This window comes from Pseudonocardia sp. GCM10023141 (genome assembly GCF_042653605.1).
The window spans coordinates 21,520-37,215 of sequence record NZ_JBHSIR010000035.1 but is presented as its reverse complement, the minus strand read 5'-3'; the positions used below and the strand labels follow the sequence as shown (position 1 = coordinate 37,215).

The 15,696-nt window shown below is 67.4% G+C and carries 15 protein-coding genes; 12 read left to right on the top strand and 3 right to left on the bottom strand.

Annotation, left to right across the window (positions count from 1 at the left end):
• Nucleotides 1-57 precede the first annotated feature (57 nt).
• Together ACFPFQ_RS20400 and ACFPFQ_RS20395 are read left to right on the top strand one after the other, a co-directional pair.
• The gene (locus tag ACFPFQ_RS20400; protein ID WP_379621125.1) at nt 58-807 is read left to right on the top strand and encodes a site-specific integrase; all 750 of its coding nucleotides are present in this window, start codon (nt 58-60) and stop codon (nt 805-807) included.
• Between the two features lie 51 nt (nt 808-858).
• Nucleotides 859-2,100 (top strand): hypothetical protein, encoded by a 1,242-nt coding sequence (locus ACFPFQ_RS20395; RefSeq protein WP_379621123.1) that lies wholly within the window; start codon nt 859-861, stop codon nt 2,098-2,100.
• 250 nt (nt 2,101-2,350) lie between these two features.
• Here the strand turns inward: ACFPFQ_RS20395 and ACFPFQ_RS20390 are convergent, their stop codons facing one another.
• Entirely contained in the window at nt 2,351-3,379 is a 1,029-nt protein-coding gene (locus ACFPFQ_RS20390) for an ArdC-like ssDNA-binding domain-containing protein (protein WP_379621121.1), read from the bottom strand.
• Nucleotides 3,380-3,613: 234 nt separating this feature from the next.
• Between ACFPFQ_RS20390 and ACFPFQ_RS20385 the strand changes: the two genes are divergently transcribed.
• The 8 genes from ACFPFQ_RS20385 to ACFPFQ_RS20350 all read left to right on the top strand — a co-directional run bounded on the left by ACFPFQ_RS20385 (nt 3,614) and on the right by ACFPFQ_RS20350 (nt 11,538).
• On the top strand, nt 3,614-4,183 hold the full coding sequence (locus ACFPFQ_RS20385; protein WP_379621119.1) for a hypothetical protein: 570 nt from the start codon (nt 3,614-3,616) through the stop codon (nt 4,181-4,183).
• Nucleotides 4,171-4,449, top strand: coding sequence for a hypothetical protein (locus ACFPFQ_RS20380; protein ID WP_379621117.1), 279 nt, complete (start codon nt 4,171-4,173; stop codon nt 4,447-4,449). Before ACFPFQ_RS20385 ends, ACFPFQ_RS20380 begins: the two co-directional genes overlap by 13 nt.
• A gap of 137 nt (nt 4,450-4,586) precedes the next feature.
• The gene (locus ACFPFQ_RS20375) at nt 4,587-5,078 is read left to right on the top strand and encodes a hypothetical protein (RefSeq protein WP_379621115.1); all 492 of its coding nucleotides are present in this window, start codon (nt 4,587-4,589) and stop codon (nt 5,076-5,078) included.
• A 62-nt stretch (nt 5,079-5,140) separates the two neighbouring features.
• Nucleotides 5,141-6,280 carry a hypothetical protein gene (locus tag ACFPFQ_RS20370; protein WP_379621113.1) on the top strand — a complete coding sequence of 380 codons (1,140 nt, stop codon included), beginning with the start codon at nt 5,141-5,143 and terminating at the stop codon, nt 6,278-6,280.
• A complete protein-coding gene (locus ACFPFQ_RS20365) occupies nt 6,277-7,755 on the top strand; it encodes an SCO6880 family protein (protein ID WP_379621111.1) in 1,479 nt (492 codons plus the stop codon). Before ACFPFQ_RS20370 ends, ACFPFQ_RS20365 begins: the two co-directional genes overlap by 4 nt.
• A 15-nt stretch (nt 7,756-7,770) precedes the next feature.
• Nucleotides 7,771-9,204, top strand: a complete 1,434-nt coding sequence (locus tag ACFPFQ_RS20360) for a hypothetical protein (RefSeq protein WP_379621109.1) — start codon at nt 7,771-7,773, stop codon at nt 9,202-9,204.
• 38 nt (nt 9,205-9,242) lie between these two features.
• Complete coding sequence (locus tag ACFPFQ_RS20355; protein ID WP_379621107.1) at nt 9,243-11,036, top strand: TraM recognition domain-containing protein; 1,794 nt, start codon at nt 9,243-9,245, stop codon at nt 11,034-11,036.
• On the top strand, nt 11,026-11,538 hold the full coding sequence (locus tag ACFPFQ_RS20350; RefSeq protein ID WP_379621105.1) for a DUF4913 domain-containing protein: 513 nt from the start codon (nt 11,026-11,028) through the stop codon (nt 11,536-11,538). Before ACFPFQ_RS20355 ends, ACFPFQ_RS20350 begins: the two co-directional genes overlap by 11 nt.
• 165 nt (nt 11,539-11,703) lie before the next feature.
• Here ACFPFQ_RS20350 and ACFPFQ_RS20345 read toward each other — a convergent pair whose 3' ends face one another.
• Nucleotides 11,704-12,237, bottom strand: coding sequence for a hypothetical protein (locus ACFPFQ_RS20345; protein ID WP_379621103.1), 534 nt, complete (start codon nt 12,235-12,237; stop codon nt 11,704-11,706).
• A gap of 118 nt (nt 12,238-12,355) precedes the next feature.
• Nucleotides 12,356-13,291 carry a bifunctional DNA primase/polymerase gene (locus ACFPFQ_RS20340; RefSeq protein WP_379621101.1) on the bottom strand — a complete coding sequence of 312 codons (936 nt, stop codon included), beginning with the start codon at nt 13,289-13,291 and terminating at the stop codon, nt 12,356-12,358.
• Nucleotides 13,292-13,460: 169 nt separating this feature from the next.
• Here ACFPFQ_RS20340 and ACFPFQ_RS20335 point away from each other — a divergent pair, with 169 nt between their 5' ends.
• Complete coding sequence (locus ACFPFQ_RS20335; protein WP_379621099.1) at nt 13,461-14,105, top strand: hypothetical protein; 645 nt, start codon at nt 13,461-13,463, stop codon at nt 14,103-14,105.
• An 865-nt stretch (nt 14,106-14,970) separates the two neighbouring features.
• Entirely contained in the window at nt 14,971-15,597 is a 627-nt protein-coding gene (locus tag ACFPFQ_RS20330) for an SAF domain-containing protein (protein ID WP_379621097.1), read from the top strand.
• Nucleotides 15,598-15,696 lie beyond the last annotated feature (99 nt).

The window sequence follows — 15,696 nt, the reverse complement described above, 5'->3', positions numbered from 1 at the left end:
ATGTTCTTGCCGCTCAGATAGGGTTTCGGCCTGGTCTAGTACCGCGTCATGCGAGTGGTGAACAGAGCGGTCAGTCGGATCGGCGAGCCTGCCGTTGAGCTCGTCGACGGCAACGGCGAGCCGATAGCCGAGGTGTCGATGTTCTTGAGGCTGCTGGTAGCGAAGGCCTACTCGCCCAACACCGTCCGGGCCTACGCGTTCGACCTGGTGAAGCTGTTCCGCTTCTTCCACGAGCGCGGCCTGACCTCCGCAGAGTTCTCGCCGGCGCGGGCGGTGGAGTTCCTGACCTGGCTTCGGCGGTCGGGATCGACCAGCCCGGTGCAGCGGCGCGAGCTCGGAGTGGTGAGGGACGACGGACGACAGCTGTCGGGCCGCACCTGCAACAGAGTGCTGGCGGCAGTTACCAACCTGTCCGACCCCGTCGTCCTCGCCGACTACCAGGCCGTTCTTCAACCCGGCGCAGTCCTCGCCGGACCACAGGCCGACAGCATCCGCAACAGTGAACTCATCCAAGAAGCCGTGACCGGGTTGAAGACCAACTTCTACAAGACCGAACTCGAACTCGGCCGCTGCCTTCGCCTGCCCCAAGAAGGGCCCTGCGAGTGCGACCTCTACCAGACCTGCTCCAAGTTCGTCACCACGCCCGACTACGCTCCCCGACTGCGAGAGCGCCTGCAGGTCGAGCAGCAGCTCATCGCTGACGCCGCTGACCGAGGGTGGACTCGCGAGGTCGAACGCCATGAGCGAGTAGCAACACGGGTCCGTTGCTTGCTCGACGAGTTGGGGGAACCCGCACGACCAGCCTGACCCCAGGCCACATCGTCGAACGACTACCGCATCGCAGCGAGGGACTGCCGAATGGCTCGCACGAAGATCCTCTTCCGAGGAACAGGGCTCGAGGACTACTTGCAGGACCTGCGAGCACAGGCGGCCCGTCATTTGGAGACCCGGGACATCGACAGGTTGCTCGCAACACCCGAAGCCGAGGTGATCGAGGGCTATGAAGCCGAGCTGACGATCGAGTGCCCTCAACTGTTGATAGATCAGGGCTGGTCCGACCCGATCAAAGAGGTCGAGAGATCCTTCCCGCCACTCAACGCCGGCCTCGACCCTGCCAAGATCACGTGGATACGGATGTCCAGCATCACATTCCACGTCCCGTTCACCGGCAACTGGGAAGTCTTCGACCTGTCCCCAACAGAGTCGGACGATGAGGAGCTGCCGCGAGCCTTCATCGGCGACAACACCGTGCAGATCATCTGGCAGGGCAATGGGCACGACCACGTAGCCGTGGATGCCCACTGCCATGAGCAGCTGCGGAGGATCAACACCTGTCTGGATCTTTGCAAGCCAGCGATCGATGATCACCACCAGATCGTCGGAACCGAGATCCCTCGTCTGCTGACCATTCGTCGCGAGAAGCTGCTGGCCGACCGTCAGATGCAGGCAAGGCTGAGCTTCAAGCTGCGAAGCCGACCCGACGCCAACACTCACGCAGTCCCGATCCAACGGCGGCAACTCGCAGCCAAGCCGACGCCGCCAGTTGAACCGTTCAGACCAGAGCTCGTCCTCGAAAGCAGGGACTACGAGGCCGCCCTTGACGTCCTGCGCCACTCCCGGAACGCGCTCGAACGCAGCCCCTCGCTGGCATCGAAGCTCGGCGAAGAGCACATCCGCGACTTGCTGTTGATCAACCTGAACGCCCAGTTCGAAGGCGCGGCCGCCGGCGAAGTCTTCAACAGTCACGGAAAAACCGACATCCTGATCAGAGCCCAAGACCGCAACGTCTTCATCGGCGAGTGCAAGATCTGGCGCGGCCCTAAGACCGTCAAGGAGGCACTGGGCCAGCTGCTCAGCTACATGGTCTGGCGTGACACCAAGGCGGCGTTGATCTTGTTCATCAAAGACGGCGACGTCACAACGATCATCAAGAAGGCTGTCAACCAGATCGAGGCGCACCCCAACTTCAAGCGCAGGGGCCAGACCAACACCGACGAACGCGTCGACTTCGTCATGCTCCCCGACGAAGACCCGGCCCGCGAGATTCACCTCGCGTTCCTGCCGTTCCTGATCCGAAAGGCCAGCCAGCCCGCGCGTTAACCGCTGTGACGTGCGACACGGTCTGGTCAAGTTGTCCAGATAAACCGGGCACAGCTGTTCGCCGTCGTCGTGTGACCAGGCGGGAATGGGGCCGCCGTCGGCCATCCGCCAGTACGCCGGTTGTTGCGGGGGTGCGGCTTCCCGGCAGACCTGCTGCGCTGCTTTGGTCCAACGGTGCTCGTCGGGCTCGACGAATGAGCCGATGACCAATCGACGGATGATCACAATCTCCTCCGCGCGATCGGTGCAGTCATGACGCGCTCCCGGCCACGGGACCCGACGGCGCAGTCCCCGGCATCGTTGGTCGATGCGGGATGGCGGCGCGTCCGCCGCGGCTCGTCCGTACCGCCGCGGTGGTGCGTGCGGCTGCCGGCGGAGTGGGAAGTTCAGGGAGGGTCCCTGCGGCGGCGAGATCGGTGAGGATGACCGACGCTGTGGTGTGGACTGTGTTCGCGGCCTCGGCGAGAACCGACGGGTCGCCGCCACTCCACCCAGCGATGTAGGGGGCGGCGCTGCTGGTGGCGACATAGCCGTGGGCGGCCATCACGACGTACGAGATCGACTCGGCCTCGGTCTCGCGTTGGGCGTGGCTGATCTCGCGGTGTTCGTGATCGGCACGAACGTGCCCGAGTTCGTGGGCGAGGACCGCCTCGGCGGCGGCGCCGTCGAGGTCAGGGCGAACTGACACGATCCGTGTGGTGTGGTTGGTCCAGCCCTCCCGCATGCCGGAGTCCGGAACACGGTGCACCTCGTAGCCGGCTGCTTGCACGAGAACGGTGAGTGCGTCCCACAACCCGGGGACCGCGGCGCCGGTTAACGCGATCGGTTCGGGCAGCTGCGGGATCGGGGCGCCATCGGTCTGAGAGATGTCGAAGACGTGCACGACCCGTACCCCGCGCATCACCCGCCCACCAGAATGCGGCTGGTCCGGCTCGGCGGCTGCCGAAGTCGGCGTGCCGGTGCTGGTGACGTCGGCGCGGCGGGTCACAGGGGCGAGGATCTGGAGGCCGTGTTCGCCCTTGCGGACTGAGCGCCCGAGTTGCTTCCAGGTGGTGAACCCGGCGACAGCGGACAGCGGCATGTCGCGTTCCTCTGCCTGTTGGGCCAGCAACATCATGTTGCGGAAGCTGTAGCGGTGAAAGCGCGTGGACGCACGCAGCATCGCCACCCAGGCGTCACCCTCGGTCACCGCGCTGATCGCGGTGCTGAGCCGCTCCATCAGCGCATCGACCTTCGTCGTCCGCTGTTCGGGCGCCATCGGTGGTCGCTGTGTCGTCATCTCAGCTCCCTTCGCATCGGGTAGCCGGCATCGTCGAGGCAGAGTTCGACGATTTCGTGGTCACGGGCGATGAGGTGATGACCACGAATGAGCAACGCAGCGACCACGCATCGATCGAGGTCCTCGCCAGCTGGTGAGGACGGGAGAAGAACGCAGCGATCGATCGTGGCCACGAATCCGTCGAACTCGCCGCGCAGGGTCTGACCTCGGCATCAACCGAGGAGGTGATCGCAGATGGCCGCGATCTGGGCCGGCGCCAGTGCGCCGACAACCCCCCGGCGGACACGCCGGCCCACGATCGCCGGTGTCGCCGGTGGGGTCGGCACCACCACAGTCGCGACCGCGATCGGCGGCATCGACAACGGCGTGTTCACCGGCGGGCCCGCCGACATCCTGGTCTGCCGCGCGAGCGGCGACTCCCTCATCCGCGCAGGCAAGGCCGCACAGCTGATCGCTGCGGACCGACATCCGCGTCCATTGCTGATCGTGACCGCCACAGACAAGGCGGGCCCGTGCCGTCCGGTCGCAACACGACTGCGGTTGCTCGAACCGCACACCCGCGCCCTACTCGTCGCACCTTATGTGCGGCGCTGGACGCAACTGTCGGTCCCGCTAGACGAGGTCGCCGGCCTGCTCGACCGGCCGCTCACCGAGCTTCCACGGGTCTTACGGCGCTACGCGCTGGCTATGCGCGAGCTGTGCGCCGCACTGACACACCCCGTCGTGATCCCGACCGCGCCGCCACCGCGCGGCTCCTCGGCGACTCCGACCCGAGAGAGGAAACCACCGTCATGCGCGCTCTGACAGCACCGCTGCAGTCACCTCTTGATCCGCCACCGGCCGCCCCGCCGGGGCTGGAAAGTCTGGCCAACCAACTGCTGGGTTGGCTCAAGTGGGGCGTCCTCGTTGCCGGGGTCCTCGGGATCCTGGTCTGTGCCGTGATGATCATAATCGGTCGGCGCAACCGCTCGGCGACCGCCTATGAGGGCCTGGTCGGGTCCGCGTGGATCCTCGCCGGGCTCGCTCTCGCGTCCGTCGCAGCCGTGATCGTCGGGGCGTTCAACATATGAACCTCGAAGGCTGGCGACGCAGCGCGCTCATCGGGGTCGGTCTGAGCGCGGCACTGCTGCTCATCGGCATCGCCGGCTATCTGACCTCGGACCGCCACCCCGGCCCGCATACCGCTGGTAGGCCCGAGCAGGTCTCCATGGTGACGGTGCCGGGCGGAACGGCCGCAGTATCGATCGACCATGGACCGCTCAACATGGCAGCAGGGCGGGCGCGTGGGTTCACTCACGACGAACTCGGCGCCGCGCTGGCCGCCAGCAACATCACGCCCCGGATAACCGCGGCTGCCGGGCAAGAGATGTCGACCGCCACGCTGGCCGAGCAGTGTTGGGGTGACATCGCGGCCGCGACCCGACGCGCGGCCTCGACAGTGGCACAACTGACATCCGGTCGCAGCGACCTAACCGCGCGCGCCTTCTACTTCCGGGTGATCGCCGGTGACCCGGCCGGCGACTACGTGGTCATGTCGCTGCTCGCTGACACCGAGCAGGCTCGCGCCGCCGGCGGATTCGCTCGGATCGACGCGACACTGCGGTGGTCGGGTCAGGACTGGCAGCTGCGTGTCCCGGTCTCAGAGCCATCGATCCAACCTGACCTCGCCGACTACAGCTTGCTCGGACCCACCGCATGATCACCGCTGCAGTCGTGCCGGCCGCCCCTGCGCCACCCGTACCTCTGCCGCCTGCGCCGGGGGTGACGGCCGATGTGCAGGACTGCGGCACGTTCGACCTGACCTGCCACATCCAAGCGACCGCCACCTCGGCGCTGGACACCATGGCCGACAGGATCGCTCAGGGCGCCGCGGACCTGGTCGTGGCGGTGTCGACATGGTGGGTGCGGGCCGACAGCGTCAACCCGATGGACTCCGCCGTCCTGGCCGCACAGGGCGCCACCCACACGATCATCGTAGTGATCATTATCGCGTCAATCCTGATCCAGGCGATCCGACTGATCCTCTCCCGCAAAGCCGAACCTCTGATCATGGTCGCGACCGGGCTGATCCGCTACGCGCTCGTGTCCGGTGCGGGCCTGGTGGCGCTACAGTCCGCCCTTGTCGCCGGGGACGCGGTCGCGACACAGTTGCTCGACGGTGCCGCGAACAACTTCGCGCTGATGATGCGGGACCTGCTGATCGCCGATCACACCGAGATCAGCACGTTCGTGGTGCTCCTGATCGCGCTGATCGCCGCAATCGCCGCAGTCGTGCAGTGGATCCTGATGATGCTTCGGCAGGCCGGCTTGTTGGTCCTGGCGGCGATGCTCCCACTGGCCGCGTCAGGATCGTTGACGAAGTCCACGCGCGCCTGGCTGTCCCGGCTGCTGTCGTGGTTGGTCGCGATGGCCGCCTACAAGCCCACCGCAGCGTTCATCTATTACATCGGGTTCTCCTACCTGTCCTCCCCATTCTCCAACGATCCCGGAGGATTGGCCACGATGCTCACCGGCATCGTGGTCCTGCTTCTGGCAATCATCGCGATGCCCGTGCTGTTGAAGTTCTTCTCCTGGACCGGCACGCAAATCAGCGGCTCGGGCGGTGGCGGTTCAGGCTTCCTCGGTGCTGCGGGCGCCGTCGCGATGTCGCGTAGCTACCGCGGCTCCCAAGCAGTAGCCAGGGCGGCGGCGACCGAGCAGTCCGGCCCCGGCACCGCGGCAGGTGCTCGTCCGGCAGGTGCCGCGGTCGGAGGTGCCTCGGCCGGCGGCGGCCCGGCGGGAGCCGCAGGCGGCGCTGGGGCTGCGGCCGGACCGGCCGCAGCGACGGTCGCAGTTGCGACCGCCGCAAATGCCGCGTTGCGCGGTGTCGGAACGACGATGACCGGCGGCGGCCCGCGATGAACCGCGCCGAGACCGATCAGACAGGACCACGGCTCTACGGGAACTGGCGCGCGGAACGCGGCTGGGGCATCGGGAGCCTGACCACCTCGGCGACCATCATCGTGTTCCTCGCGGTACTTGTGCCACTGTTGGCGATCTCGACGATGCCCCGGGTCGCGATGCCCCTCGCGGGCTGCTCGGTTGTGGTGATCACCGCGGTGGTTGTGCGGGTCGGCGGAGTGACCGCCGCCGACCTGCTCGTGCGACGGTGGCGCTTTCACCACGCCGACGCCGCCGGCTGGACCGAGCTCTCGGCCGGAGTCCTGACCGATCATCCCCGAGCTGCGGACCTACCCGGCGTTCTCGCCCCACTGCTTCCCTTGGATGTCGACGACGGTCGGGGCGGACGGCATGCGCTGCTCTGGAATCGCCGCACCGGGACGTTGTCGGTGGTCCTGCGCTGTTCCCCGGTCGGGCTCGACCTCGCCGACATCGATCAAGCTGACCAATGGGTCGCGGCTTGGGGAGCGTTCCTCGCCGATCTCGGCTACCAACCCCTCGTCCAGCACCTCGCCGTCACCGTCGACACGGCTCCGTCAGGCGGGACAACCACCCGCGAACACGTTGCACGCGCACTAGATCCAACCGCGCCGGCATTGTCGCGGAAGGTTCTCGAAGAGCTGGTCGCGATCACCCCGGCCACTTCAGCCGACGTCGACACCCGCGTGACGTTGTGCCTGGATCCGAACCGGGCAACGCCACGACCGGCGGATCTGCTGGCGGCAGTGACCGAGGTCGGGCGTTGGCTGCCGGGGGTCGAGTCCGGACTCGGTGCGTGCGGAGTCGCGATCCTCGACCGCGCCAGTACCTCCTGGTTGGTCGGGCGGATCCGGGTCGCGTTCGATCCGGACGCCCGAGCGACCGCACGTACCACCGATCACCTCCTGTACTGGGATGAAGCAGGCCCGATCGCCGCCCGCGAGTGCTGGGACTCCTACCGTCACGAGGGCGGGCATTCGATCACTTGGGCGCTGCGTGAGGCACCACGGCAAGCTGTCGGCCCGAGCGTCCTGGCGCCGTTGCTGGCGCCGGGCCCGTTCCCACGCCGAACGACATTGCTCTACGAGCCCTACCCCGCTGACGAGGCGGCGGCGAAGGTCGAGGCCGAGGTCACCTCCGGTCAGATCCGTCGCGCCTGGGCAGAACGCACCCGCCGCGACGAAACCCAACGCGACCGCGACGATCGCGACCGCGCCCTGCAATCCGCCCGCGAAGAGGCCCGTGGCGCCGGAGTCGGCCGGTTCACTGTCTACGTCACCACCACCGTGCAGCTCGACGCCGACCTGCCCGCCGCGATCGCCGACGTCGAGCAACGCGCGGGGCAATCCAAACTCCGCCTCCGCCGGCTACGCGGCGCCCAGGCCGCCGGATTCGCTGCCGCGCTGGGCGTCGGCATTGATCCCGCGGACCTGCTTCGCCGTCACACCGGCCGCTGACTCGAAGGACTGATCATGACCATCGAATCCGACATCGCTCGGCCCGTACCGCGAACCTGGGGATGGCCCGTGCCGGGGGGTGGCCGAGCCGGGCACGTCGAGGCCGGTGTGCGGTTCGCCGGGACGACGAGCCAGGTGTGCGGACTCTTCCCGTTCGCCGTGTCGTCGGGAGCGGACGTGCACGGCGTCCCGATCGGACGGCACATGCACACGGCCGAGCCCATCGGCCTCGACCCCGCCCATTGGTTACGCAGTGGCCTGGTGTCCAACACCGGCATATGGGTTCAGGGCCAGCCGGGTATCGGCAAATCCTCGATCACGAAACGCCTCCTCACCGGCCTGGTCGGCTTCGGCATGCGCGCGGTCATTCCCGGCGACGTCAAAGGTGAATACACACCGCTCATCCACGCTCTCGACGGAGCGGTGTGGAAACTCGGCCGAGGCCTCCACGCCCTTAACCCGCTCGACGCCGGACCGCTGCTCCCCGCATTGACGGCGGCATCCGGTGCGGAGAGGGAGCGGCTCGCCGAGACCATCCGCGCTCGGCGGCTATCGCTACTTGAAGCCCTCATCACTATCGTGCGGCGATCGGAACCGACTGTCACCGAACGGCGCTTGCTCGGTGCCGCACTCGATACCGCGACCACTTCCATGGCCACCCAGCCGGTCATCCCCGACGTTCTCGCCGTCCTGAGCACCGGGGGCGGAATGCTGCCCGCGATCGCGGCCACCGCGACAGCGACTGAGTACCGCCGCGCCGCGCGTGAGCTGACCAACACCCTCGGACTGCTCTGCGAGGGCGCGATCCGCGGGATCTTCGATCGGCCCTCCACGATCGTCCTCGACGCCGATACCCCGGCGCTATCGCTGGACATCAGCGCTTTGGACGGGGATGAGGACGAAGTCGTCGCTGCGGCGATGCTGTGTTCCTGGGCATGGACTGCCGGGCTCGTCGACGCCGCCACCACCGGGCCGCATCCACGCAATGTCGTACAGGTCCAGGACGAGCTGTGGCGTGCGCTGCGCGTGGCACCGGGGTTGGTGGAGAAGTCTGACCGGATCACCAGGCTCGGCCGCCACCGCGGTGTCGTGTCGATCCAGATCACACACTCGCTCGACGACCTCGAAGCGCTACCCACGGAAGCCGATCGGGCCAAAGCCCGCGGCCTGGCCTCCCGCACCAGCGTCCTGCTACTGGGTGGCATGGCGGAGAAGGAACTCGACGGCCTACGCCGGATCACCTCCCTGACCGAGGGTGAGGCGGCGCTGATCACCTCGTGGGCCGCGCCGCCGACATGGCACAGCGGACGTATACACCCGGGTCGCGGCAAATATTTGATCAAGTCCGGGCAGCGCATCGGGCTACCGGTAGCGCTCACCCTGACCGCGACCGAAGCCGACCTCTACGACACTGACACCGCGTTCCGGCCCAATGAGGTTGATCGATGAACCGCGGAATCGGACGCGACGCTGTTGCACCGCTGTCGGTGCTCGCCGCCATCGCCGCGATCGCGACCGCCACCGTGGATGTATGGATCGCCGCTGGCGTCGCCGAGCTCGCTGGTAGCGGGACCTGGACCACGCGGCAACCTAGTTCGACCCTGCTGCTGGACCTGGTTCGGGGCCGTTTCGACACCGATCTTGGCCCACAGGCCAGCCGGGTGGCGTTCTTCGCCGTTCTCATCGCTGTCGTGGTCGCCGAACTCATCGCCGTCATCGTGGTGTTCGTGCTGCTCGGTCGGCACGAGCGGGTCGGGGATCGACGTCGATCGCTGCTGCGCCGACGCGACCTCGGCGACCTCGCAGGGGAGGGGTCGCTCCGCAAAGCCCGCCAACTACGTCCGAAAACCGTGATGACGCCCGGCTCGACCGAACAAGGGACGCGGCTACTGAGGATCGACGGTCACGACGTGTGGATGTCCTGGGAAGACGTCGCTCTGATCATCATGGGGCCCCGGTCGAACAAGACCAGCGCGATCGCCGTCCCTTCCGTGCTTTCCGCTCCCGGACTCGTCGTCGCCACATCGAACAAGGCCGATCTCTGGGCGCTGACCAGAGGTCTGCGAGGCAATGCCGGACCGGTGTGGACGTTCGACCCGCAGCAGATCGCCTACGCCGAGCAGACCTGGTGGTGGGACCCGCTGCGCTCCATCCGCGACGCCCCCGAGGCGAATCGGGTCGAGGCCGCCGCGCGCCTGGCTGGGCACTTCATGTCGACCATCGGTGGCACCCGTCGGGACCCATTCTTCCACGCTGCGGGCGAGCAGGTCCTCACCGCCACCTTGTTGGCTGCGGCATTGTCGAGAAGGTCGATCCGCGATGTCATCGCCTGGTTGCAACCCGGAAGGCGTGACGCGATCAAGGCTCTGGATGAGGTGGGTGCCGACATCGAAGCCGGTGACCTCGACGCCGCCCTGTCCGGCGCCGACGTGACGACCAAAGGCATCTTCCAGACCGCGCGGACCGCCACTAAATCGCTGACGTCGGAGCGGATCTTGCGCTGGATCACCCCACCTCACACCTGGCGACATCCACCACTGCACAAACCGGCCGAGCTCGACCCGTGGGAGCTCCTCGCAGCCGCCAGCGCCGGCCCGGCGACGCTGCACCTGCTGTCCAAGGAAGGAGCCGGCACAGCGGGGCCGATCGTGGCCGCGCTCGTCGACCGTGTCCTCGAGGTTGCCGAGCTCTTGGCCCAGGCGGGCGGCGGCCGCCTGGATCCGCCCGTTGTGGCCGTCCTCGACGAGGCCGCCAACATCTGCCCTATCACTCAGCTCCCGCAGCTCTACAGCCACTACGGCTCCCGCGGGATCCAGGCGATCACGATCCTGCAGAGCTACCAGCAGGGCGTCGGGGTGTGGGGGGAGCAGGGCATGGAAGCGCTCTGGTCGGCAGCCACGATCAAGCTCATCGGTGCCGGCGTGGACGACCACACGTTTCTACAGCGACTCTCGGGGCTGATCGGGGATCACGACGTCGAGAAGGTGTCAATGAGCATGGACCGTGGTCGCGGCACGACCCGCCAGTTCTCGACCGCCCGCGAACCTGTCCTCCCATCCTCGACGTTGCGCGCGTTGTCCAAGGACAACGCAGTCCTGCTCGCCACCGGGTGTCGCCCCGGCCTCGGGCGCTTGCTGCCGTGGTACCGGGAGCGGGAGAACACCGACATCCACACCTACGCCGACACGGCCCTCGACGAACTGCGCTGCGCCGCCGCCGCCGCGCTCGGCCCCGGCAACCCCGTGAACCACTCTCGGCAGGAGCCTCGTGATGAACGGTGACCCCACGATCGACCCTCGGGCGCTCGCCGAGCTGCATGCCAGGGTCCAAGCGCTCGAGGCGTGGCGGGCTCACCAGACCGACCTGCTCGACGACATTCTCAACGCCCAGTCCACGCCCATCGAGGAAGTCGACGAACTCGACGACGAGTCCGACAGCGCCGGCATCGACGGCGACAAGCTGATCGAGTGGGTGCACCGCTGCGTGACCGCCGTCATCGCTCGCCCACTCCGCGGCGACTACGCGTGGTGTCCCCGGTGGTGGGACCACCCCGAAGCGATCTTCCGTTTCGAAGCCCTCTACCGGGCCTGGACCGAGCTCGCCCCTGAGCCCGGCGCCGCGATGTCCATCTGGATTCGCGACCATCTCGACCCGTGTCTGCGGGAGCTGCTCAACCCATCGGGTCCGTTCGTCGACTGCACACACTCCGAACGTCAGCGTGCCCTCAACCCCGACCACACCCCGCTATCGACGCTACCGACCGCGGTACCGGCTGATCGCTAGCCTGACCTTGACGTTGAGTCAGTAGATCCACAAGAGGACGCTGCCCCACGGACTTTCTGGGCAAGCGCTATCTCGGATGGACTCCTCAGTAACCCGCAGGGACGACCATCGCGGGCAACCGGTCGATCCGCGACGACGTCGACGCCCGCGTAAAGCGCCTGAACCTCATTGCCTACCAGGAATTCGGATCAATACCAGGCCAGCACGCGAAGCTTGCACGCCCGCGTAGATCGGCAACAGGATGGTCCCGAGCACGAAGAACGGGAGGGCGATCCAGCCCAGCTGGCTGATCGACACCTGCGGTCCGTCGGTCTGGTCGAGGCTCGTGTCTCGCGGACCGTAGCGGGCGGTGAGGTCGCTGCGGGGGATCTCCCGCGACACCGGACGGGAAACCTCGGGTCTGTCCGCCGTGCGATAGACCGTCACGTAGATCGTGTCGAATCGCGTCGCCGGCGATGACCACGCCGTGGCTGTGATGACGTCGATGGCATGGCTCGCACCCAGCAGAGCCCCATCCGGACCGTGGCACTCATCGCTGCTCAGCGACAGGACGTTCCGGTTCGGCAACTTCTCGAAGGTGAGCAGCGGATCTCGACAACCAGCTGCCGACATAGCGTCCTGCACCGACGGCCCGCGGAGACAGCTGATCACCAACAAGATCAGCCCCGCTACGCCGACGACCACCAGGAATCTGCGCATTGCCGCAGTATCGGCACGCCGGCATGCGCCGGAAGCCCGAGCGTCGCGATGGGGACAACTTGTTGCGGTAGGAATCGAATGGTGTTCTAGATTCTGGCCGAGGGGTGCCGGACTGCGCTCATCTGAGCGGTCCCGGGTGCCGTTGGCCACGAGCGCCCATGAGGTCATGGCCGATCCGTCGCGGCATCCGCATGCCGTAGATGATCCCGTCCTCGATCGTCCGATGTACTTCGTGTGCGGTGCAGTCGTCGACGCCGACGTGTCGTGCCGCGGCGTTGAGCAGGGCATCCCTGGCATCACGGAGAGCGAGTTCGCCAGCGCCGACAAGGCGGCCGAGGGTGCGGGCGGCCTTCAGCAGGATGTGGTGGCGCGTGCCGACCTCGGCCGTGGCGACTTGGCGGGCCTCGCTGTCGAGGATCGCCTGGACGTAGGCGCGGGCCCGGGCTGGAGCCAGCGTGAGCGGGCCGGCGGGGATAGGTGGCGGCGGGGTCAGGGCGCGCCTGAGCCAATCGGGTAGCTCCGCAGGTGCGTCAGCACGGAGGACGCGGTAGAGACCGTCGCGGCGGATCGAGCCGGCTGCCACGATTGCTCCGCCGCCGGCCCGAGTGTCGATGTGCCAGCCGAGGCTGCCGACGGTGTTGCGCAACTCGAGCCCGGGAGGGGCTCGGAAGTATAGGTGATGCCCACCGCTTGGTGAGGTGACCGTGTAGGTGTCGCCGGGGTACGGCCGGCCAGCCCGTTCGGCCAGACGTGCGAGGACGTCACGACCGTGCCGCGCGTCGGCCCACTCACGGGGTGGGTCCTCTCCTCTGGAGACGTCGAGATCGACGACCACGAGGCCGGACTTCCCGGTGGCGATTCCGATGTTCCTGCGGGAAGGGCCGGACCACCATCGGTTGAGCTGGCGCCGGTCCGTCGTAGCGCGTCGTTCCCATTCGCGCAGGCGCGGCACCTTTTCACCCGGGGGGATGGGGAAGACGTGCCAACCGCGGTCGGCTGCGGCGACTGCCGCGTCGAGGAATCGGTTCTGCTGCATCACGCCTCCGGATGTCATTGCCCTGATGCTGCTGCCAGCAGGAGCAGTCGTGCACCTCCGATGGTGATCCGCCAGTTGGGTCACAGCGTTGACAGAGCGTGTGCGCCTCATGGTCACTTCGGGTTGACGCCGTCGAACTGCACCCACGCGTAGGAACCAACCTGGTAAGCCGATCAGTCGAAGATCGGTGCAGAACGCGACGCTGACCAGCGGTGACCACGAAAAGGGAACGAAAAAGGAACGGATCGATCGATGTCTCGCGGCATCCTCCGCATACATCGCCTGTCTCGGGAGCGACACCATGACCGCAAGGCACCTCCGCACGGTGTTCCTCGCGATGACCGCTGTGATCGCCGCGTCGTGTACGTCTTCACCGCCGTCGAACTCGGCTCCGACCACGCCGACATCGACTGCAGTTGCGACGCCGAGCGACGCAGCGCTGAGCGCATACAACGCGTTCTGGACGGTCGTCGACGCGGCATACGCCGCACCACAATCGAAGTCCTGGGATGCTGATCTGAAGCGCGTGGGGAGTGGTCAAGCGCTGGCCTCGGTGCTCGCCGACGTGGCAAACTACGCCAGCCTGCCCGCACACGTTCAGGGACGCATCCAACGCAGCCCGAGGGTGCAGAGCGCATCGGGCGATCGCGTGTCAATCAGCGATTGCGTCGACCTCGGGGATTCGCGTGTCGTGTCGGATACGACAGGACAGGGTCTGAACGACCTCAAGAACCGGGTACAGCGGTTCCGGTCACGATCGGACGTCGTCACTGATGCAACAGGCCGGTGGTTGGTGGATCGGACCGCCCCGGCGCTGGACGAGCCATGCTGAGGCGAACCGCAATGATCAGTGCTGCGATCGTTTCCTCGGTGGCTGTGGTCGGCGTCGCTCATGCTGATCCGATCGCATGCGCCGTCCGCGACACCGTCGGGCAATGCTTGATCGCTGCTGCAGACCCGGGCCGCCCCGGCGGGCCACGGTCTCAGCCTCAGACGTCCGCTGTGCCACGCGTCGCAACTGGTGGTGCCCGACGACCGTCAGCGTCCGTGGAGTCGAAGCCACCGGCACCCGACCCGCTACAGACGAGGCTGGCGGGCGGTCTGGGGCGCCCCATGGGCACGGTTCTCGGGCAGCCTCAACTGCCCGATCCCAATCTGCTGGCGGCCCCGGGCCGCCCGAACGTTGCACCGCCGAACTTCACAGCGGTGGCGGCGCAGCATGCGGTGGGATTGCTTCGTCTACAAGCACCCTCGATCCAAATCTCGGCCGTCGGGACGGGGTTCGTAGGTGTGCCGGTCTGGCTGTGGATCGACCGAGGACCGCAGTTCACCGGACCCGTGTCGGCGACCGCCACAGCCGGTTCGGCGCAGGTGACAGCGACAGGGCATCTGGTAGAAGTCGACTGGTTGATGGGTCCCGAAGGGGCGCAGGTGCGGTGCACAGGACCGGGGACACCCTGGACCGGGCAGCGCGGACCGTCGCCGGACTGTGGCTATGTCTATGCCGCTCGTTCGCTGCCTGAACGCACCGGGGGAACGGGCCGGTGGCCCATCACTGCGACCAGTGTGTGGCAGGTCGACTGGGCAGGAACTACAGGCGGGGTGCCGGTCGCCGGCGGGCAGGTCGTGCAGGTGGCTGCGCAGACCACCCTGGCGGTCGGTGAGGTCCAGGTCCTCATCACCGGAGGCGGAGGGTCATGACCACCACGGCGGAGCCACGTTCGACATCCTCAGGACTCGCCTCGGTACCAAAGCTGCGGGCTGCGCGGCGCCCACGTCTGCTGCTGTTCGGCCTTGTCCTCGCGGTCCTCGGCGCCTTGGCCGGAGTCCTCATAGTTCGGCAGACGAACAGCCGCGAGGAGATCATCATGGTCACCCGTGAGGTCCCGTTCGGTCAGGTCATCGCCCGAGAAGACCTGACCACGGCGTCACTCCCGCAGGGCACAGGTCTCGCGACCATCGCGTTCGCCGACGTCGACACGGTCATCGGTCGCAGCGCGGCAACGGACCTGCTGGTCGGCCAGCCGCTGTCCCCGGCCGCTGTTGCCGCAGCGGCGCCGCCGTCGGCAGGGTTCGCAGTGGTCGGGATCGCGGTCGCTAATGGCCGGGCCCCGGTAACGCCGTTGAATCCACGCGACCAGGTGCTCGTGGTCGGTACCGGAGAGGGCGCGGCTCCGATCGCGGCAACGGTGTTGCGGGCTGGAGATCCGGATGCAGCCGGCAAGCGGGTCGTCGATCTACTGGTGGCCGAGGGTGTGGCGGTGGATCTCGTTCGGGCCGCAGCCGATGATCACGCGGCGCTCGTTCTCACGGCGCGGCGGTGATGGATCGTGCTGACTAGCTTCCTGACCGGGACCGGTAGCCCGGGAGCCACGACCGCAGCGTTGGCGATCGCGGCGGAATGGCCCCGAGCAGCGATCGTG

What these genes read in the sequence shown, in the direction of transcription:
- ACFPFQ_RS20350 (WP_379621105.1), top strand. Translation starts at nt 11,026, where the DNA reads ATGAACGGTGACCCCACGATCGACCCTCGGGCGCTCGCCGAGCTGCAT.
- ACFPFQ_RS20330 (WP_379621097.1), top strand. Translation starts at nt 14,971, where the DNA reads ATGACCACCACGGCGGAGCCACGTTCGACATCCTCAGGACTCGCCTCG.
- ACFPFQ_RS20340 (WP_379621101.1), bottom strand. Translation starts at nt 13,291, where the DNA reads ATGACATCCGGAGGCGTGATGCAGCAGAACCGATTCCTCGACGCGGCA.
- ACFPFQ_RS20395 (WP_379621123.1), top strand. Translation starts at nt 859, where the DNA reads ATGGCTCGCACGAAGATCCTCTTCCGAGGAACAGGGCTCGAGGACTAC.
- ACFPFQ_RS20385 (WP_379621119.1), top strand. Translation starts at nt 3,614, where the DNA reads ATGGCCGCGATCTGGGCCGGCGCCAGTGCGCCGACAACCCCCCGGCGG.
- ACFPFQ_RS20360 (WP_379621109.1), top strand. Translation starts at nt 7,771, where the DNA reads ATGACCATCGAATCCGACATCGCTCGGCCCGTACCGCGAACCTGGGGA.
- ACFPFQ_RS20365 (WP_379621111.1), top strand. Translation starts at nt 6,277, where the DNA reads ATGAACCGCGCCGAGACCGATCAGACAGGACCACGGCTCTACGGGAAC.
- ACFPFQ_RS20380 (WP_379621117.1), top strand. Translation starts at nt 4,171, where the DNA reads ATGCGCGCTCTGACAGCACCGCTGCAGTCACCTCTTGATCCGCCACCG.
- ACFPFQ_RS20390 (WP_379621121.1), bottom strand. Translation starts at nt 3,379, where the DNA reads ATGACGACACAGCGACCACCGATGGCGCCCGAACAGCGGACGACGAAG.
- ACFPFQ_RS20345 (WP_379621103.1), bottom strand. Translation starts at nt 12,237, where the DNA reads ATGCGCAGATTCCTGGTGGTCGTCGGCGTAGCGGGGCTGATCTTGTTG.
- ACFPFQ_RS20375 (WP_379621115.1), top strand. Translation starts at nt 4,587, where the DNA reads ATGGTGACGGTGCCGGGCGGAACGGCCGCAGTATCGATCGACCATGGA.